The organism is Thalassolituus sp. (genome assembly GCF_034111725.1).
Lineage (GTDB): Bacteria > Pseudomonadota > Gammaproteobacteria > Pseudomonadales > Oceanobacteraceae > Thalassolituus.
Genome location: NZ_JAWUWR010000082.1, coordinates 1 through 19,669 on the forward strand (window position 1 = coordinate 1; position 19,669 = coordinate 19,669).

A 19,669-nucleotide genomic window follows, 5' to 3' on the forward strand; every position below is an offset into this window, starting at 1 on the left:
TTCCTGATAATCAATTCCGCTCGCGTGATCCAAAGTTCTTAGATCAAAAGGAAAAGTACGGAAAGCGTCATCAAGAAAAACCAAAGAGCGAACGTCGCAACGTAATCCCCGCAACAGAGTTTAAGTTCGATCCAACGGCAATGACCTGCCATTGCCCAGCCGGAGAGAAGCTCAGTTTTCGTGGTGAGCGTTTGAGTGAAAGCGGGCAATCCAAAGCCTTCTTTGAAGGTCGATTATTGCAATGCAGAAACTGCGACTTAAAACATGAATGCATGGAAAACCCCGAAGCCGCGAACCATCGCAAAGGCGCAGGACGGCAAGTCTCCTTCACCATCAACGACAAACGCAAACCCACGTATACAGATTGGATGACCAATTTGTCGGGAACAAATTGGTACGTCAGCCCTGAAAGGGCGAGCATTAGGGATGATGCGAGTAACCCAGAGTGGACAGTGAGCATGGCAAACATATTTATAGTCACCGAATGTCGACAGTAGAGCCAGTCTTTGCCAATATAGGAACCAATAAGGGCCTGAAACGGTTTGGCTTGCGAGGCAAAGCGAAAGTTCAAGGCCAATGGCAGTTGTACTGCATGATTCACAACATAGAAAAGATCATGCGGTACGGTGAACTGGCAAGATAAAGCGGGTATTTGGGCGTGATAGCGGCTCGTAGCCGAGTAATTATCTAAAAAGTTAAAATATCACTTAGATAATCAAAAGTAGATTCAATTTTTATTAATTATGGAATTGGATCATTAACAAAGGAAGTAGCTTGAAGAAATGGCTTTTAAATAGGTTTTTCTACAGGCTCGTTAGTGAATATCACAAGGAGGAAGCATGTTAGCAACACATGAAGATGCCGAAAGGCGATATGAATCATTCAGGGAAATGGTGAGAGACGCCATACAGAAAGAGCTGCCCTACACAGATAGAAATAACATTCGTCTCGGTAGTATTTGCCAAAACGCTCTAATGCAGGCAAAGCTTTGGAGTGAAGATCCTAGAAGACTAGTTGATTGGCCTTGGGATGGTGGCTATCGGGACTATTCATATAGAAACCCTAAGCGCTTTGAGCTTGCAACTTGGTATGGAAATACCCTGGCAGGTTTAAGTTTGGGCAGACCAAGCTACGCAGGCACACGACTACGCCTTGAATTTATCGAATCTAGGCCTTCTTCGAGCCCTCTTAAAGGGCGGATTGTTCCTATAACTATTTCTGTTGCTGAGTTGTATGCGAGTGTTATTGGCGCTGAAGAGTTGCGCATAATTAACCCAGTTGATGAAAGATTGATCGAATACTACTCGTCATTTGGATATACATACAGAAAAGCGGCTGGAGAGAAGAGCCAAAAGCACTATCTTGTGAAGGCCATTTCATGAAAAGTAATAAACGAAAAAAACCGTTAACTCCTGAAGAAATTAGAAAGAAAGCTAAAAGAATTCTTCAGGATAATCCAATATATATAAACGATGAACCATCGGTAGTTGGTTCGCCAGAGTCGCTAACTGAAGAAGTTGAGGATGATGATGGATCAACAAAAAATCAAGACTGATAAAGAAGCCAAGTCGGAAGAAGAGGCAAAAAAGAAGATCGCCGAGAAATTACATTCTTTGCCAATCAGGTCAAGGCCGCAGGGGCCGTTGCAGCGATAACAAACCGCTGAAATTCGTTTCGGCCACAAAAAGCGTGGCCTCACTGGGACTCGCTTCGCTCGCCTTCTAGCGGACGTTAGGCTTATGACTCCCTAAGGTTCAAGCTGTGAGAAAATCAGATAGACTTTTTCAATTGACAAATTTGTTGCGGGTGCATCAGCCTATTACTGCAAAAAGGTTGGCTGAAAAGCTGTCCGTTTCTGAACGAACCATTTATCGGTATATAGATGATTTGTCTCTATCTGGAATACCCGTTTACGGTGAAGCGGGTCTTGGGTATAAATTGTCAGATGGATATGAACTTCCACCGTTGCAGCTATCGCCAAATGAACTAGAAGCCCTAGTTTCCGGCGTAAATTTTATTGCTGCGTTAACAGGAAAAAAGTTAGCTGATTCCGCACGTTCATTGCTTTCGAAGATAGAAGCTGTATTACCCAACGGTGTAACTGCAGTCAGTCATGAAGAAAGAGCAATTAAAATTCCTAGCTCGCGTCGCGGAACAGTTGAATATGAAATATGGGATAAGGTGCACTCAGCGATCGAATCTGAGAGCTGGATCGATATAGCCTATGGAGCTGAATCAGGGAATATCACTCAGCGAGTGGTATTCCCGTTAGGGCTGTTTTATTGGGGTGGAAAATGGACAATTGGTTGTTGGTGCAGCTTGCGAAGTTGTTACAGGGATTTCAGGATAGATCGCATAACTGAATTGATGATTTCGAAGAATAACGGAGAGTTACCTCTTTATGTGTCTCTAGAGAATTACATCGCTATGCAAGAAAAAGTGAAAGTTTACTGACACAACGTTGTCAGTAGTTAGGAAATAATATGTAGCCTCCAACAACTAGCAAGAGGTTACAAATATGATATTAAATGGAAATATCGAAAATATTGGTGGTATGGAGTTTGCCGTTTTCAAACTTAAAGACGGTGTGTCAGAAAATAAATTGATTGAGTTATCTAATAAGGTTGAGTCTGATTTTCTCAAGCAGCAAGACGAGCTAATACTTCATTTTCTGGTTCGGGGTCAAAATGGCACTTATGCCGATGTAGCTATCGCCACCACACAACAGAAAGCTGAAGAATATTGCCAACAGTGGTTAACTGATACAGTTGCACTAGAGTATCTTGATCTTATAGAACATGAATCCGTTGATATGACATTTTGGGCAAGGATTAACTAAAAAGCCTAACAAATGCGTCCACGGGATGTCAAAAATCTGCGCTTTTCGCCACCCGTGACGCAGGCGTTAAATTCATTGAGAGTCGAGTATGAGTGAGCACGTTTACTATGAGCGATCCTTGGCTGTAGATGTATATCCTCATCTCAAGATGGCTATAGATCTGATTGATAGTTCGTTGCCAAAGGTGGCGGTGGACGTTGGCTGTGGTGCTGGGCGTGACGCATTTTACTTGGCTGAGAATGGTTTTACGGTACACGCGTATGATAAAAGTGATGCGGCCATTGCCCGCTTGAAGGAGGAGTGTCCTCTCCACCTTAATGAAATGCTTTTTCCTCAGGTGTGCAATTTCGATCGATTTGAGTATCCGCGATCATCTTTGGTAAGTGCTTGTTCCAGCCTGTTCTTTTGCCCTCCAGAGTTTTTTTCCGCCGCTTGGTTGAAAATCACTGAGTCAATTCTTCATGGGGGTGTTTTTTGTGGGCACTTTATGGGGCCGAATGACTCTTGGGCGAGAATGGCGCGCGAAGATCTTACAGTCCACACCCGCGCTGAATTGGAAGAGCTTTTCGAACATACTTTTAAGATTGTGGATGTATATGAGCATAATTCGGAAGGTATGACCTTGGTCGGCAAGAAAAAACACTGGCACACGTATTCAGTCGTTGCCCAGAAAATAATTTAACAATCGGTTGCGCAGCGACCGATTCTTCGCCGCTCTTCGGCTACAAACCGGCGCGTGAGCGCGGCGTTAGGCACTTATCAGCATGTTCAACACACTCAAAGCGCAAGCCAAGCAACTCAAACAGCACACTCTCACTGTTTATTTCGTAGCTCGTGATTCACGCACACCCATTTTCGTCAAGACTTTGGCGCTTCTCGTTGCAGCCTATGCGCTCAGTCCCATTGATCTGATCCCTGACTTTATTCCAATAATCGGATATCTGGATGATCTCATTCTGATTCCTCTAGGTTTGGCCTTAGTTGTACGACTTACGCCACATGAAGTAACGGAGTCCGCTCGCGCGCAAGCGAAACAAGCATCAACCAAGCCTGTCAGCTATCCTGCTGCGGCTTTTATTATTTTAGTGTGGCTTTTAGTTATGTGGCTCCTCGGGAAATGGGCGCTCGGTTTAGTACGCGCCTAACAAGCTGCTCAAATTCGTTCCGGCCACAAAAAGCGTGGCCTCCACCGGACTCGCTAACGCCCGCCTTCTAGCGGGACGTTATATGTCATCGGAGGCTCCCGTACTTTTAATTAGACCGTCAAGATAAGAAGAGGCCTGCTCTAATTTTTGGCCAGATTCAATCTGGCTGAGGTTTTTTGGGGATTTAATCGCAGTAATTTGGGAAGCTATCCAAGTTTAGCGATTTAGAGGCGAGGCTAAACCTCAGAATTATTTCAAATTAGGATGAGGTGTGTTGAATTAGAGTTTGAAGTTAAGAAAGCCTGAGTTTATAGGCTTGAATTCAGATTCGAAATTCTTGGTAATATAGAGCTAGTGCTCGGTATCAATAACGTATCGGCACTGCTCGCTTCGCTCCCTGAGTACCTCCTACATATATGACGTAGATGATGGTTTTTTATCGCGAAAAAGTTTCGCTCCTACAGATACGACGTCGGTGCTCTACCTTTATTTTTAACGACGAATCATGTGTTTGATCAGCGGCACTTTGTATCGATATTGAATAATCAATACTGCACTAACGTGTACAACGACGGCTATCATTGCGGCATCGGCCGACCAAGCATGTAGGTTTTGCACCCAGTCTTCGCCCCAAAAAGCATCTAAGGTTTGCATCCATCCACTCACTGCAGTGATGAGCAGGGTAGATAGTAAAAATAACACCATGAGGCCGGCAATCGGGTTGTGGCGATTTTCAGTTAGGTGTTTTTTTTGTTCTTGGTTGAAGTTGTTAATGCTGTATTTAAGACGCTTAATCGTGGGAAAAAAGTCACTAAAGCGCGCATTTGATGGGCCAATAAACCCCCAAATCATACGAAACGTTAAAATGCAGAGGAGGGCATAGCCTGCCCACTCGTGCCAATCTTCACCTTCTTCTAATAGCCAATAATTAGCTAAAAATAGGCTCGCCATTAGCCAATGCCCTAGGCGAATAACGATATCCCAAGATTGATAGGGGCTTTGCATTTAGTCTTCTTTCTTTTTAATAATTTCACCGGTTTTGGTATCGAAATACACTTCAATTTTAACGAATTCTGTTTTGGCTTCGTTTAAACCCCAGCCGTAAATTTCGTAGCAGTCGCCAGATGTTTGAAATTTCTTAATCGCAAAGCCGTATTCGTTGACGATTTTTTTCTGCATGTCGAGTACGTGCAACCACTCATTTTTTGGGTGTTCTTTACATGCGGCTCCGGCATGTAGGGAGGCGCTGAAAAATAGAGCTGTTACAAAGAAGCTAGCAATCTTGAACATGGGATTACCTTTGGTGGGTCATTTTTGATTTGGTGGTATTTTACATAAACGATAATGATTATCAATAACCATATAAATTTTCGAAAGATTGGTGCGAATTTATGAGATGGATTCGATGGGTACGAGTTATTAATCTGCTCTCAGCAACAGTGATGGCCTAGGCACGTATTTAACCTAGGTACTGATCACAATCGAATCGCTTACCTTATGAGGACTTGAACATGACCAAAACAGTCGTAGTGTATTTTTCTGGATACGGGCACACAGAGCACGTAGCAAACTTTGTTATCGAAGGTGCGAACGCTGAGGCAATCAAAATCGATAGCAACGGCGATATCACCGATGCTGATTGGGAAACCTTGAACGCGGCTGATGCGATTATCTTTGGTGCGCCAACCTACATGGGTTCAGTGCCTTGGCAGTTTAAGAAGTTTGCCGATGCAACTTCTAAAGCGTGGTTTACCCGTGAGTGGCAAGACAAGGTGTTTGGTGGCTTTACCAACAGCGCGAGTTTAAACGGCGATAAGCAAGTCACTATGATTTACTTGCAGACTTTAGCGTCACAGCATGGCGGTATTTGGGTTAGCTTAGGTTTGCCACCGGCTAATAAGTTGGCTTCGACACGCAGCGATGTGAACAATCTGGGTGGTTCTGTTGGTGTGCTGGTGCAATCACCTTCGGATGCCGGTGCTGATGCTATTCCAGCCGGTGATCTAGAAACCGCACGTTTGTATGGCGAGCGTGTAGCGGCTATTGCAGGTCGGTTAAGTGCGTAACTTGGGGCAATTTTTCTAATTTCAATACAAAATTAGACGCAACTCACTGTTGCTGATATCCAACGCTATTGTTCACATTGATCGCTTGATGGCCGCCAGTGATGTTCCTATAGTTAACCCACATTTAGTTAGCCGATATTTTAAGCACGACGAGGTTTTCCCATGACTGTTACAACTCCAACACTATTTTCTAAGATTCAACTTGGCGACCTTGAGCTACCTAATCGGATGCTCATGGCTCCTCTTACTCGTTGTCGTGCAGAAGGTCATCAACCGAATGATTTAATGGCTGAGTACTATTCACAGCGCGCCAGTGCCGGTTTATTAATCACTGAATGTACTATGGTTATGCCAGGTACATCAGCGTTTGGTAGCGATCCAGGTGTTTATTCGCAAGAGCAAGTCGAAGGCTGGAAGAAAACCACCGATGCTGTGCATGCCAAAGGTGGTCGAATTTTTATGCAAATTTGGCATGCCGGTCGTGCAGCACATCCATTGCTGAATAATGGCCAAGAAGCCGTTGCACCAAGCGCGATTGCAATCGATGGCGAAACGCATACACCAGAGGGTAAGCAGGCCTACACGGTTCCTCGTGCGCTTACCGAAAGTGAAATTGCTGAACTCGTTGCCGCTTTTAAACAAGGTGCGGCAAATGCCAAAGCGGCTGGCTTTGATGGTATCGAAGTCCATGCGGCAAACGGTTACATCATCGACCAATTCTTGCGCGATGGTAGTAACAAGCGCACGGATAAATACGGTGGTTCTATGGAGAATCGTGCGCGTTTATTGATGGAAGTTCTTGCGGCGGTAACAGACGTATTCGGTCCAGGACGTGTTGGAGTACGTTTATCACCGCTAAATAGCTTCAACGATATGAAAGATAGCGATCCAGTCGCTCTAATTAGTTACTTGGCTGAGCAATTAAATACCTTCGATTTAGCTTACGTGCATTTAATGCGCGCAGATTTCTTCGGTGTGCAGCAGGCGGATGTTATTACGCCAGCGCGTGGCGGCTACAAAGGCAATTTAGTATTAAATATGGGCTACGGTGCCGAAGAAGCGGAACAAGCAATTACTTCTGGCGATTTCGATGCCGTCGCGTTTGGAACTGGCTTCCTTGCGAACCCAGATTTACCAGCGCGTATCAAAGCGGGTGCTGAGCTAAATACGCCTGACGAAGCGACCTTCTATTCGCCAGGTGCAAAAGGCTATACCGATTATCCAGCTCTTTAAAACGCTTTAAATAGATGTGTTAATACGACTGAAGCCTCCGTAAGGAGGCTTTTTCGTTGAATACCATATCAGTGTATTCAATAGACTAAGCGCGAGATTAAATAATGAATCAAATTCATCCAAAGAAATTATTGAACAGCAAGTGGACCGCGGTAGCGCCGCAGAATAAAGAAAAACACTTTCTGATCACTAAGATCAAATTTGATGAAGAGGGCGAGGTTATTCACTGCGAACTTGAAGCGGTAATGACTAAGCGGAGTGAATTAATCGATTGGAATATGCTTAAAAATAGCGACAATTGGCTGTTAGGTTGGAAGTGAAATTTCAATTACTTTTTAATTTATTCCTGCAACCATTGCACTACACCCAGACCGGCGCGTTTGCCGGTTGCAAAACAAGCGGTCAGTAAGTAGCCACCGGTAGGCGCTTCCCAGTCCAGCATTTCTCCGGCAACAAAAACCCCAGGCAATTGCTCTAGCATAAGATTGCTATTGGTTGAATCGAAGCAAACGCCGCCAGCACTGCTGATGGCTTCGTCGATAGGGCGCGTCTGCTGTGGGCGCATTGGCATGGATTTAATAGCGTTAGCAACATCCGTGGAATTGTTATTGTCGAGGGTGGGGCAACATTCTTTTAATAGTGCATTGGTGAGGGCTGGCAAATTTAATTTTTTACGCAACACGTTAGAAAAACTCATGCCTTTGCGCGGCTGGTCGAGTTTTTTGATGATTTGCTCTACCGTCATATTCGGCAACCAGTCGAGGAAAAACTCGGCTGTTTTTTCGCCATTGGTATCAATAAGATCGCGCAGCGGGGCGCTAATGGCGTAAATCAAACTGCCTTCAATGCCGTATTCGCTGAGGACAAATTCCCCTTTTTTATATTCGCTATTGCCATCTTTATCGGTAATTGAAACCGCGATATTTTTAAGAGGCGTACCGGCGAAACGTTCGCGAATAAAATCACTCCACGGTATCTCAAAGCCACAATTGGTGGGTTTAAGCGGGGCAATATCAACCTGCATTTGCGCAAGCGGCTCACACCAGCGACCATCCGATCCGAGCTTCGCCCAGCTGGCACCGCCTAAGGCTAAAACGACAGCATCGAACTGATGAGTTACTTCGCCATCGGGCGTGGTAAATACCCAGCCATCTTTAGGGGTGTTGTTGTTCCAGCCGGTCCAGCGATGACGCGGGTGAAAGGTAACCCCTGAACTGCGTAAACGGTGCAACCAAGCACGCAGTAACGGCGCAGCTTTCATATCGGTGGGGAATACGCGTTGCGAGGTGCCAACAAAGGTATCTACCCCAAGAGCATGAATCCATGCGCGTAATTCGAGTGGAGGAAGATCATCTAATATCGGCTTGAGTTGACTTTGCGCGCCGCTATAGCGGGTAACTAAAGTGTCGTAGTCTTCGGCATGGGTGATGTTCATACCGCCAATGCCTGCCAATAAGAATTTGCGCGCAACACTGGGCATGGCATCAAACACGTCGACCGCTAATCCAGCGTTGGCAATATGCTCCGCTGCCATTAGGCCTGCAGGGCCAGCACCGATGACGGCAATGCGTTGGGCTGATGCTGGAGAGGCCATAAAACAGTGTCCTAGGAATATTAGGCGCGCAGTTTACCCTATTTACCGACGCCGCAAAAATGTTGCGTTGGCACGATCTAGAGGGGTTGAGGCGATAACCGGATTACTTTAGCTCGGCCCAAGAGGTAAGCCGAGTGTTAACCACAGCACCATTAAACCAGACCAAAAAATCAAGAAGCCAACACTGTAGGGCAGCATCATCGACATAATCGTGCCAATCCCAGCTGTCGGCTGATAGCGTTGTACATAGGCCACCACAACGCCGAAATAGGGCATTAATGGCGTAATAATATTGGTGCTGCTGTCGCCAACACGGAAGGCCATTTGCGTTGCTTCGGGAGATATTCCAGCCAGTAGCAGCATAGGTACAAAAATAGGCGCGAGCAGCGCCCATTTGGCGCTAGCGCTGCCGATTAATAAGTTAATGCTAGCGGCCATCACAACGAAACCCGCGAGCAATAAGGTTGGAGATAGATCCCAGCTCTGTAGTAGCTGTGCACCCTGAATGGCCGACACTGCGCCCAGATTACTCCAAGCAAAATAACTGACAAATTGTGCGGCAAAGAACATTAATACTAAGTAGCTTGCCATGCTGGCCATGGCCGATTCCATTGCCGTTATTGCTTCACCGTTGCTGTGCCAACGGCCAGATACTCGGGCGAAAACAACGCCTGCCAGTAACGCGTAAACGGCAATAATGACCACAATGCCTTGAATAAAGGGGGAACGTAAAATGCTGCCAGTTTCAGGATTACGCAGTAGACCATCTGCCGGTACAAGCCCCCACAACAATAATGCCGTCACGATAATCGTCAGTAAGCCTACGGCGCGTAAACCGCGTTTATCGAGTTGCGTTAAAGTATGATTTTTATCCTCGCCATTATTAACGTCAACGAGCGTATTCATAGGGCTTGATTCGAGTAAGCGCGGTTCAATCCAGCGTTGGGTAATCCAAGTGCCGACAAAGGTCACAAGAAATGTCGATGCCACCATAAAGTAATAATTAGCGGTGGCACTAACTTGATAGTTTTGCGCCACCAGATGAGCAGCTTCGGTTGATAACCCCGCGAGCATGGCGTCGACAGGGCCAATTAATAAGTTAGCACTATAGCCACCGGATACTCCGGCAAACGCAGCCGCAATTCCGGCTAACGGATGGCGCCCCGCACTTTGGAAAATAATGGCGGCGAGCGGTATTAATACAACATAGCCAGCGTCGGCTGCGATGCTCGACATCACACCGGTAAATACCACCATGGCGGTTAATAGCGTGCTAGGTGCTTTACGTACGCTGGCTCGCAAGGCGACATCAAATAATCCGCTCTTTTCCGCGACGCCAATGCCGAGCATGGCCACTAAAACCGTACCCACTGGTGCAAAATGAGTGAAGTTAGTGACCGTATTGGCCAAAATTTTATGCAAACCATCGACGCTGAGGAGATTGACCGCAGAAATTGTTTCGCCGCTAATTGGATGCAAGGCTTGCAGCTGAAATCCTGCCGCAATTGCGGACAACACCAGAATAAAAGCCGATAAATAAACAAATAACAGAGTCGGATGCGGGAGTCGATTACCGAGTAATTCAACCTTGTTTAGCGCACGTTGAACTAAAGAGGTTCGGTTTGCGGATAACGACATGGAGGAGCCTGCCTAAGCGTTATAAAGTAGTCCTGAGTCTACCCACCGCTAGGTGTTTTAGCCAACCTTGATCGAAGTGATAATGGCAGTAATGTTTGCTTGAAACAGGGGAGAGCCGCCTCGAGGGGGAGGCGGCAAGCGGTTTATTGGTTAAGCCATGCCTGCGTTTGATCGCCGGCTAAGCGAACTAAGTCTCCTTGCGCCAGTACTATATCGATTAAGTGCAATCCCCAGCCTTTAACTACGATCAATTCGCCTTGATAATCGTCTGCGCGTGGATCGGCTGCATCAACATCTAAGCTTACTTCTAGGTAATGTGCGCCTAGCTCGTTAGTGACACATTCCCCTGAAAACTGCCCTGGTACGTTGTAATAAGGTGCTTTACCTTTGGCGTACTGATTTTTAAACCAATTTTTATAAGGGCCACCCGACCCGCGAAATTCTAATAGAGCTTTAAATCCATACGGCTGATTGAAGGGAATATAAGCATCTAATTCTGTAATACCACCAGACAGTGCAGCAGGATGGGTACATAGGGCTTCGAAGCCGTCTTTAGCGGTTATACCAAATTTAGGCTCAGCGAGTTCTGGGTCGTCTTTGCGGAAGCTAGAGTAGGCAACAACACAGCCTGTCTGGCTTGGCGTACGGCAAGCCGGCGTAGAAGCGAACGTGCCGCCAACATCTAAACCTTGTGGTACTTCAATCGTGGTGCCTATAAGGTGAGCTGCAATCATTCGTGCGGCTAGCTCAGGGTTTAGTTCTATTTTTTCCGTGACTAGTCGGGCGAGTAATCGCGCTCCTTGAGAATGGCCGACTAGTAAAAATCCACGCCCTTGGTTTGCGCTTGCTAAATAATTTTCGAACGCCGCAAGTACGTCACCGTAGGCGACTTCATTGGCGGTATTGATGGTTTCTTCCGATACCAGATTGTCGCCAATCGCCCCCAAGCCCAAGTATGTAAGTGTTCTTTGGCGATAAATAGGGGCAAAGGTCCGGCAAACTTCACTGTAGCGGCCAAATTGCAGTGCTGTGGTGTCTTCTTCTTGAGCATCGACATTTAAGGTTGAATTCGGAGTTAGGTCTAGGCTTGCGGTGGGATAAACGTAGAAGCAATCGATCAAAGGCTCTGCACTAGGATTGGCGGCGGTAAGATCCGCTGAGCCATTGGCTTGAACCACGAGTGTATCAAGTGGCTGGCGACAGACATCCTTGCTAGCACTCAGGCTTGGATGGCACAGCCAATTATCTTTAGCGTCATAATCGACCGCATCAGCTGCGCAGACTAGAGAGCTAATGGAACTTAAAGGAAGGATTAGGCCAACACTATGTACTAACATTCGCAGTTTGGAAAAATTCATAATTCACTCTTATTTTTGTCTTTGAAACAGAGCAAAGTTATACGGCATAGAGTTTGAAAACGATAGGGCGGTTTCTTCACATTTCATTTATTTTAGCTATAAAAAAACCGGCAAAAGCCGGTTTTTCTGTGCGTTAAGCGTTATTAAAAACGAGTAACACCGGTCAAGACATAGGTGTCCATACCATTATCACGCGCATATTCTAAGCTCACGCTCACTGGCGGGACGATGAAGGCGCGGAAGCCTGCACCATAAATCGGATCGGCATCTTCTACACCCGTATCGGTGGCACGAATACCGAAGGCGATGTCACGTGTAAAGTAGTAGTCGGTTACCAGATTATAAGAACTGACGTCTTCGTTATCGGTCATCGAGACTTCAAAATTGATGAAGTCATTGCCTACCGAAGTAACGTATTTCAAGCCATAGGTCATGGCATCGGTGTCATAGCTATCACCGGTATCTAACCCTAGATAAACCAACAAACCGTGATACAGGGCGACACCGAAACGAGCGTTGATATCGTTATTCTCTTCCGTCATTTGGTAGTTGCCGGCAAAGAAGAAATCATTGACCCAAAACTCACCACCAAAGCCGCGCGTCTCAACTTGTGCTTTGTTGAACTGGGCATAATTGGCGTTGATGTTACTGTTGTGCCCTAGAAATGCGGCTTCAGCTAGAGGACGGTTCTTAGTCCGGACTCGCTCTAAGTTCATTTTTAGATCAATGCCAAACGAGTTCTCATCGTTGTTTTGATAATTGATCTTGGCAAGGGTAGCGCTGGCTTCAGAGCGATAGTCGCTAGCATAAGCTGAACCGTAGGCAGCCATTAGCGCAGTCATTGTTAGCGCGAGGGAAGTCTTCTTCATTGGTGTCGTCCCATTATTCTTATTAGGTATTAGTCCGGTGGCATTAACGCGCCATATGACCACGACTATATCGCAATTAACTGTGTGCTTGAAGTGCCTATCCGAGTTATGGCGCGTTGAATGATTCTGAGTGATAAATAAGCTTGCAATACTTACGGCAAGCAATGGCCCGAATTCAGGCCACGACACCAAAGAGTCGGCCAACGCCCGCTGTCAGTGCCATCGCCAGTGCACCCCAAAACGTAACGCGTATTGCACCTTTGGTCATTGCTGCGCCACCGGCTTTTGCAGCGGCAGCACCAAGCGAGGCCAAAAATACCAGCGACGCAATGGATACGACGGCGATTAACTGAGGCCCAGACACTAGCCATGCCAGCAACAAGGGCAGGGCTGCACCTATCGTGAATGTTGTCGCGGAAAATAACGCGGCTTGAACTGGGCGTGCAGCTGCCGCATCGGTTATGCCTATTTCATCACGGGTATGCGCCCCAAGCGCATCGTAAGCCATCAATTTTTCAGCGACTTGTTTGGCCAAGGCTTGTCCCAGCCCTCGTTTTTCATATATTAGCGCAAGCTCCTCTTGCTCGAAGGCGTAATTATTCTTCAGTGCGCGTTTTTCCATCGCTATATCAGCATTTTCGGTATCAGATTGAGAGCTAACAGAGACATATTCACCCGCTGCCATCGACATGGCCCCAGCTACCAATCCAGCCACCCCAGCTAGAAAAATACTGTCTTGGGTGGCGCTCGCGGCGGCCACACCAATAATCAGACTGGCGGTCGATACAATGCCATCATTCGCGCCTAATACCGCAGCACGCAACCAACCAACACGGTGGGAGCGGTGATGTTCCTTATGACTCATAATTTATCTCGGTAGCGTGCGCGTAATTCACAGCGCTGTTAGATTGTGCGCCTTATGGAAAAGTTTCTAAGTGATGTACTTGAATCTTAAATAAGGGGCAGGGTAATGAACTTAGTCTTTTTCAGTATCATCTAAATCGACAGGTAAAAATTGATCTCATGAATCTCAGTGAAGGGTGATCGAAAAGCTCGCATGCTCTTGAAGGCTTCGGCATCGTACATTTGCGCTGCGTAAGGTAGAAGTGTTGTGGGCAAAACATCGGGCGCGGCAATCCATTGAGCAATCCAATACCCGATAGGCGGATAAAATAAATCCGTCCCTGCCAGCACTAATCCGGTAATGGCTTGGGTAATCATCAGAATAAACAATACAAAAACACTCAAGCGTCCAAGTGGGTTATGGCCTAGATAGTATTCTGGTTTACCGGTAACAAACGCCGATGCATAATTACGCACTGATTGAACATATCCTTTACCTCTGGGTATAACCGCATTCCACCGTGCGTATTTGTTGCCAAAAAACATCCAAATAATTCGCCAAATAAGATTCACTGTAAAAACATAGCCAACCCATACGTGAATTTCTTTTAACAGTATTTTCCCTGCGGTCGACAATCCAAGGGCATCGTCATTCATAATGGCAAAACCCACCATGATCAGCATCAGTATGCTCAGAACGTTAATCCAATGAAACCAGCGGGTCCCCGCATCCCAAACCGAATAAGACGTGAGTTAATTCATTAAAATTATCCTTTATTCGGTTGCAAGTAATTTGTTAAAGATCATGCATGCCTAGTGAATTGAGTTCTGTACGTTAACGAACAGACTCACGTTGAATGCCGCACTACTCTTATGTATATATTTCGTCAAAGTGGCTATTCCATTCGTTTGGATTGGCACATGTTTCTGAAACGTTTTTAAATTTAAACCGTATTCAGGCTGTGTCGGGCAGTCACAGATCTAATTTATTTAATGAGATCATTTTATGACAGCTAAAATGCAAGCCGCCGTGGTCGAGACATTCGGTAAACCATTGGTGCTAAAAGAAGTTGATATTCCAACGCCCGGCCCCGGCCAAATATTGGTGAAAACCGAAGCTTGTGGGGTGTGTCATACCGATCTACACGCAGTGAATGGTGATTGGCCACTTAAACCGAATTTACCATTTATTCCGGGACATGAAGGCATTGGTATTGTGAAGGCAATCGGCGCTGGAGTAACAGCGGTAAAAGAGGGGGATCGTGTTGGTGTGCCTTGGCTGTATTCGGCTTGCGGACATTGCGAGTTCTGTCTCAGTGCCCATGAAACTGTGTGTGCCTCGGCGGAATTTGGCGGTTACACCCAAAACGGTGGTTTTGCTGAGTACATTCTTGCCGACCCTAAATACGTTGCACATATTCCGGCAAATTTATCCGCTCGCGATGCTGCACCGCTTATTTGTGCCGGTATTACCTCTTACAAAGGCATTAAAGAAACCCAAGCAAAACCGGGTGAGTGGGTCGTCATTTCGGGCATTGGTGGTCTTGGTCATTTAGGTGTTCAGTATGCTAAGGCGCTGGGCTTAAAAGTCTGTGCCGTTGATATTGACGACGGCAAGCTCGAACACGCTAAGCGTTTGGGTGCGGATGCCGTGGTTAATGCTAAGCAGGGGGATCCAGTCGCTGCGGTAGTCGAAATCACAAAGGGTGGTGCTCATGGAGTACTCATTACCGCGCCATCGTTGCCCGCGTTTAAACAGGGCGTTGGCATGACGCGTAAGTTTGGCACCTGTGTTTTAGTGGGTTTACCACCGGGCGAATTTCCAACGCCATTATTTGATGTCGTGGCTAATTGCATCACTATTCGTGGCTCATTTGTGGGCAATCGCAAAGACATGGCCGAAGCCTTGGCATTTGCTGCTGATGGCAAGGTGAAGGCCGATATCGAGCTGCAACCCCTATCCGCGATTAATGATGTGCTCAAACGTTTAGAGCATGGTGAAGTGCCATCGCGCGTCGTCATTGAATTTCCCGACGCTTGATGCGTTAAGAATCACACTAACGGGTTACTGAATATTAATCGGTTAGTGGAGGCCCTGCTGTGGTTGTTTTTTCGATTCTTGTTCAAGGTTTAACGGTTGGCCGAGTAATTCGGGCGCAAGGACAATAAAGAGATTTTTTAAATTTAGCCCGTCGCAGTTCGACGGGCTAAATGCGCTTCATTATTGCTTGTGAAGAGGCTACAGATTCATGCAGTTCGCATAAAAGGTTGTGGTTGCTGGCCAATCAGAAAATACACCGATAACGCCGACTTGTTTTGCCAGCACATCAAGCACCGTGAAGGTGTCGCCATCGTTGTTAATTACGTCGGCTTTCCCTAATGAGCCATTAACCGATTGATAGTAATACCCGCCGTTATCCTTGAGCAGGCCTGAACGCTCTAACGTCCAAGTAATTAGCTTCAAACCAGCCGCTTTAGCATTTTTAGCATACTGCGATGGCACGATGTCGCCATTCTCGTTAACGTCTAACAGCATCCACATCGGTGGGGCTAATACCTTCATGCCATCAGCTTTCCATTGCTGCATTTGCTCAAGGCTAGTAGAGGCATCTTCAGAACCATCAAGGTAAACGGCTTGGCGGGCAAACCAAGGTTCGTTTTGATTCCAATAGAGAATATCGTCGAAAGCAAACGACTGAGCCCATACACGGCGTGGATGAATTCCAGCAGAACGGTATTCATCAATCATTTGCTGAGCGAAATCGGCCTGTGTGTAATCGCCTTCAAATGGCATGGTAACGCTTGGTGTTTTAAGCTCGGGGGTGAAGTCTGCACCTAGGTCGTCGACTAATGCGATGTATTCAGCATGTGTCATCAAAGTACCGTGGGCGGAATATAGATCAGTGCGAAAGTTAGGCGTTGCATCCATGTATTCTTCGATGCTAGTGGCTGCGGTATTTGCAGCGTCCATTTTGCCTTCAAGGGTTTTGAATTCAGCAAGAGAGATATCACTGGTGCAGCATTGAATAGCTTTACCATTTGTGAGCACACCATTTTGATCAAATTCAGGTGGGACAGAGCACTTAGAAGCCAGCGGTGTTGCAAGAATATTGGTGGTGGTGTGTAAGTCGCACTGCGAATGACGACAAACCAACTCGCGATCTTTGGTGAAGGTAACGTCACATTCAATAATGCCGGCGCCCATTTTGGCTGCAGCAACATATGATTCACGCGTGTGTTCTGGAAATTGCAGTGCGGCGCCGCGGTGACCAATCGAGAACGTCGATGGTCGGAAAGGGCCTTTGTCGCAACGCGATAGGCGGTCTTTCAGTGCGCCTTCGTCCATGTCGTTTACCAAGAAAAACGGGCGTGGTCCTAATTGTACTGCTGAGAAGTGCTGACCAATGCGCTTACCATTTGTTTGGCTATTGTCGTGTGATGAATCGGCCAATGTCAGCTGGCTGAATACCAGAGTCATGAGCAGGGTGAGTAAGTGAGTCCGTACTTGCATAGATCCTCCAATGTTGAATGTGTTTTATTTTGAGCGTTCGTTGCGATTTCATATGGATCGCACCACTAAGTTAGAGACTCGGTATTGCAGTTATGATACGAACGCATGACAAGATCACGGTGGCTCATTTCCGGTATATGTGATCCTATAGGCGACCTATGTCGTAAATGTCATTTATATATGAAAAATGACATGGCATGCTCTTGTTTCAACGGTATCGTATCGCCTCTTAGCGGCATCAAATCAGAACAAGCGTCAATTGAACTGCGTTATTTATTTATAGAGTCATCAGAAGGAGTTAGATATGAGCACAATACATTTTGTTGGCGGAGAGAAGGGCGGCGTGGGTAAATCCGTCGTATCGCGTTTGTTATCACAGTATTGCTTAGACAATAAGATGATGTATGCCGGTTTAGATGCTGATCAATCGCACTCTACCCTGTCGCGTTTTTATCCTGAATATACCCAAGCAATTGACCTTGATCACTTTGAAAGCGCCGACCGCATTATGGAGCTGGCGATAGAGCAAGATGTACAAGTTGTGGTCGATTTGCCAGCGCAAAGCGAGCGTTTTCTTAATCATTGGATGGAAGAAAACGGTGTAGCCGAAATGTGCGAAGAAATGAATGTGCGCTGCGTTTATTGGTACATCATCGACGACGGTATGGATTCTGCGGGTTTGTTGAAAGGTTTCTTACAACGTCATGGCGGATCCATGCCATGCGTTGTGGTCAAAAATATGGGGCGTGGTTTGGATTTTGCTCCTGCCGATCATTCCATTGCCCAAGTTCAGTTACCACCGGGTTCAGAATTGAATATTTTGACCTTGCCAGTGTTGCACACCGCAACTATGCGCAAAATCGACGAGTTGAATTTTAGCTTTTGGGGTGCAGAACACTTTGCTGATGCATCGCAACCGCACCTTACATTAATGGAACGTCAACGTACGCGTGTTTGGGTGAAAAAGGCTTTCGCCGAATTTGACCAAGTATTGGCTTATTCAGCTGCGGCAGCGCCTGCGCCGGTTGAGCCAGCCCCTGTTGCAACTGCCCCCGTCACTGCTCCTGCACCTCAAGTGCCGACGCCAGCAACGCAAATGCCGTTGATTAATAGTCGTGCTGCTTACGTGGGCGTGAGTTACGAAGCGGGTGCGAAAGCATCACCAAGCGATACTGAAACTGCCGACGAGCCTAAGTCGCTGTATCCATTTATGTAACATTTATTGTTTGTGCAAATAAAAAAAGCCGTACTGTTTCCAGTACGGCTTTTTTTTATTCAGTATTTATTTCGACAGTTGATCATCGTTTAACTGATATTCTTCGCCTTTATAATAGGCTTCAACGCGCGGATTCATCACTTTAAACCAGAGTGACGGAATAATAGCCAACACCACCATAGTTGCGTAACCACCTGGTAATTGCGGGCTTTCATCGTAGTGGCGCAATACTTGATAACGACGCTTTGGATTCGCATGGTGATCAGAGTGACGCTGCAATTGCACCAGCAACAAGTTAGTGAGCAAAAAGTTGCTGTTCCACGAATGAGCTGGAGTCGTGCGCTCGTAACGACCATTCTCTAGTTTGCGACGGTGTAAGCCATAGTGTTCAATGTAGTTAACGATTTCTAGCAAAGTGAAGGCAAAGAAACTTTGCGCTACGAAGAAGACGACACCTTCCCAGCCCCATAACACGCCACTTCCTACTGCCAATAAAGCCGAGATGCTGTACCACCAGATCAACTCGTTGTGCCAGCTAACAATCGCCTGATTTTTACGGCGTAATTTTGCGGCTTCTAATACCCAAGCATTTTTAAAGTTGTGCCAGTAAGCATGTGGCAAAAATTGATACAAGGTTTGGTTGTAGCGTGAAGAAGAAGCGTCATCCGGTGTTGATACATGTACATGGTGACCGCGGACATGCTCAACTTTAAATCCAGCGTAAGTTACCAAAGCAAGTAATAAACCGCCGGTCCACTGCTCAATTTTGCTGTCTTTATGAATTAGTTCGTGGCCAACGTTGATGCATACGATACCCATAATCACGCCGGTAGAAATCACAATACCGAATTGCCCTAGAAGACCAATACGATCATCTACAAACAAAAAGCCGGCATAGGTTACGTTGGCGAGCATGACTGGCAATGTCAGTATGGTTAAAAATGGATACCACTTCTCGGCCGACATCGAAGGTACATCCATTTCTTCATTGGGGTTGAATGGGTCTTTGCCCACCAAATGATCGAGAATAGGGATAATTCCGAACACAAAAAATAGTGGGAAAAAGAACCAAAGATCGCTGTTAGCGCCATTCGATTCCCAAAGAGAGATAGCCATAGGCCAAAGAATGGCCGGAAGTAGTACCACCAAGTAGCCATATTTTTTCAGCTGCATACGCCAGTCTGTTGCTGGAATTATGGTTGCCGTTTTCGTTGTCATTGTGCTGTCCTCTAGGTAGAGTTTTTTCTTATTTAGCAATATTGTCCTACAATCCAACAAAAGATGATTTAGATCAAGAGTTCGATTCTGCCATTCGAACGGGCCGAGGATGCGTAAAATGAATCCTGTGATACTATCT

At 46.3% G+C, this 19,669-nt stretch carries 22 protein-coding genes and 1 pseudogene; 13 read left to right on the top strand and 10 right to left on the bottom strand.

Annotated features, from left to right (window positions below):
• The 8 genes from UXZ23_RS14605 to UXZ23_RS14640 form a co-directional block, all read left to right on the top strand.
• On the top strand, positions 1-497 hold a 497-nt coding region (locus UXZ23_RS14605), incomplete at its 5' end, for a transposase (RefSeq protein WP_320821279.1).
• Positions 485-643: a transposase gene (locus tag UXZ23_RS14610; protein WP_145926241.1), complete on the top strand. Its 159-nt coding sequence runs from the start codon at positions 485-487 to the stop codon at positions 641-643. The genes UXZ23_RS14605 and UXZ23_RS14610, both read left to right, overlap by 13 nt.
• A gap of 196 nt (positions 644-839) precedes the next feature.
• On the top strand, positions 840-1,382 hold the full coding sequence (locus UXZ23_RS14615; RefSeq protein WP_320821280.1) for a hypothetical protein: 543 nt from the start codon (positions 840-842) through the stop codon (positions 1,380-1,382).
• Entirely contained in the window at positions 1,379-1,555 is a 177-nt protein-coding gene (locus UXZ23_RS14620) for a hypothetical protein (protein WP_320821281.1), read from the top strand. Before UXZ23_RS14615 ends, UXZ23_RS14620 begins: the two co-directional genes overlap by 4 nt.
• Before the next feature lie 206 nt (positions 1,556-1,761).
• On the top strand, positions 1,762-2,454 hold the full coding sequence (locus UXZ23_RS14625; protein WP_320821282.1) for a YafY family protein: 693 nt from the start codon (positions 1,762-1,764) through the stop codon (positions 2,452-2,454).
• Between the two features lie 64 nt (positions 2,455-2,518).
• On the top strand, positions 2,519-2,839 hold the full coding sequence (locus UXZ23_RS14630; protein ID WP_320821283.1) for a hypothetical protein: 321 nt from the start codon (positions 2,519-2,521) through the stop codon (positions 2,837-2,839).
• An 88-nt stretch (positions 2,840-2,927) separates the two neighbouring features.
• The gene (locus tag UXZ23_RS14635) at positions 2,928-3,521 is read left to right on the top strand and encodes a class I SAM-dependent methyltransferase (protein WP_320821284.1); all 594 of its coding nucleotides are present in this window, start codon (positions 2,928-2,930) and stop codon (positions 3,519-3,521) included.
• 82 nt (positions 3,522-3,603) lie between these two features.
• Positions 3,604-3,984: a YkvA family protein gene (locus UXZ23_RS14640; protein WP_320821285.1), complete on the top strand. Its 381-nt coding sequence runs from the start codon at positions 3,604-3,606 to the stop codon at positions 3,982-3,984.
• Between the two features lie 492 nt (positions 3,985-4,476).
• On the opposite strand, the gene UXZ23_RS14645 is transcribed toward UXZ23_RS14640, so the two are convergent.
• Complete coding sequence (locus tag UXZ23_RS14645; RefSeq protein ID WP_320821286.1) at positions 4,477-4,989, bottom strand: cytochrome b/b6 domain-containing protein; 513 nt, start codon at positions 4,987-4,989, stop codon at positions 4,477-4,479.
• Positions 4,990-5,274 carry a PepSY domain-containing protein gene (locus UXZ23_RS14650; protein WP_225667657.1) on the bottom strand — a complete coding sequence of 95 codons (285 nt, stop codon included), beginning with the start codon at positions 5,272-5,274 and terminating at the stop codon, positions 4,990-4,992.
• A 221-nt stretch (positions 5,275-5,495) separates the two neighbouring features.
• Here UXZ23_RS14650 and UXZ23_RS14655 point away from each other — a divergent pair, with 221 nt between their 5' ends.
• The 3 genes from UXZ23_RS14655 to UXZ23_RS14665 all read left to right on the top strand — a co-directional run bounded on the left by UXZ23_RS14655 (position 5,496) and on the right by UXZ23_RS14665 (position 7,603).
• Positions 5,496-6,050: a flavodoxin family protein gene (locus UXZ23_RS14655; protein WP_320821287.1), complete on the top strand. Its 555-nt coding sequence runs from the start codon at positions 5,496-5,498 to the stop codon at positions 6,048-6,050.
• Positions 6,051-6,212: 162 nt separating this feature from the next.
• A complete protein-coding gene (locus UXZ23_RS14660; RefSeq protein ID WP_320821288.1) occupies positions 6,213-7,283 on the top strand; it encodes an alkene reductase in 1,071 nt (356 codons plus the stop codon).
• A gap of 104 nt (positions 7,284-7,387) precedes the next feature.
• Positions 7,388-7,603 carry a TIGR02450 family Trp-rich protein gene (locus tag UXZ23_RS14665; RefSeq protein WP_320821289.1) on the top strand — a complete coding sequence of 72 codons (216 nt, stop codon included), beginning with the start codon at positions 7,388-7,390 and terminating at the stop codon, positions 7,601-7,603.
• A 20-nt stretch (positions 7,604-7,623) separates the two neighbouring features.
• On the opposite strand, the gene UXZ23_RS14670 is transcribed toward UXZ23_RS14665, so the two are convergent.
• From UXZ23_RS14670 to UXZ23_RS14695, 6 genes and pseudogenes are all read right to left on the bottom strand, one after another.
• Entirely contained in the window at positions 7,624-8,877 is a 1,254-nt protein-coding gene (locus UXZ23_RS14670) for a TIGR03862 family flavoprotein (protein WP_320821290.1), read from the bottom strand.
• 108 nt (positions 8,878-8,985) lie between these two features.
• A complete protein-coding gene (locus UXZ23_RS14675) occupies positions 8,986-10,515 on the bottom strand; it encodes an AbgT family transporter (protein WP_320821291.1) in 1,530 nt (509 codons plus the stop codon).
• Positions 10,516-10,658: 143 nt separating this feature from the next.
• Entirely contained in the window at positions 10,659-11,873 is a 1,215-nt protein-coding gene (locus tag UXZ23_RS14680) for a DUF3089 domain-containing protein (RefSeq protein WP_320821292.1), read from the bottom strand.
• A 143-nt stretch (positions 11,874-12,016) separates the two neighbouring features.
• A complete protein-coding gene (locus tag UXZ23_RS14685; RefSeq protein ID WP_320821293.1) occupies positions 12,017-12,742 on the bottom strand; it encodes a putative porin in 726 nt (241 codons plus the stop codon).
• 175 nt (positions 12,743-12,917) lie between these two features.
• Complete coding sequence (locus UXZ23_RS14690; RefSeq protein ID WP_320821294.1) at positions 12,918-13,607, bottom strand: VIT family protein; 690 nt, start codon at positions 13,605-13,607, stop codon at positions 12,918-12,920.
• A 131-nt stretch (positions 13,608-13,738) separates the two neighbouring features.
• A pseudogene (locus UXZ23_RS14695) lies at positions 13,739-14,311 on the bottom strand (cytochrome b/b6 domain-containing protein); the annotation flags it as partial.
• Between the two features lie 280 nt (positions 14,312-14,591).
• Between UXZ23_RS14695 and UXZ23_RS14700 the strand changes: the two are divergent.
• Positions 14,592-15,626: a zinc-dependent alcohol dehydrogenase gene (locus UXZ23_RS14700; protein WP_320821295.1), complete on the top strand. Its 1,035-nt coding sequence runs from the start codon at positions 14,592-14,594 to the stop codon at positions 15,624-15,626.
• A gap of 198 nt (positions 15,627-15,824) precedes the next feature.
• Here UXZ23_RS14700 and UXZ23_RS14705 read toward each other — a convergent pair whose 3' ends face one another.
• A complete protein-coding gene (locus tag UXZ23_RS14705) occupies positions 15,825-17,096 on the bottom strand; it encodes a glycerophosphodiester phosphodiesterase family protein (RefSeq protein WP_320821296.1) in 1,272 nt (423 codons plus the stop codon).
• Between the two features lie 304 nt (positions 17,097-17,400).
• Between UXZ23_RS14705 and UXZ23_RS14710 the strand changes: the two genes are divergently transcribed.
• The gene (locus UXZ23_RS14710) at positions 17,401-18,312 is read left to right on the top strand and encodes a mobilization protein MobD (RefSeq protein ID WP_320821297.1); all 912 of its coding nucleotides are present in this window, start codon (positions 17,401-17,403) and stop codon (positions 18,310-18,312) included.
• Between the two features lie 66 nt (positions 18,313-18,378).
• Here the strand turns inward: UXZ23_RS14710 and UXZ23_RS14715 are convergent, their stop codons facing one another.
• Complete coding sequence (locus tag UXZ23_RS14715; RefSeq protein WP_320821298.1) at positions 18,379-19,530, bottom strand: alkane 1-monooxygenase; 1,152 nt, start codon at positions 19,528-19,530, stop codon at positions 18,379-18,381.
• Positions 19,531-19,669: the final 139 nt, after the last annotated feature.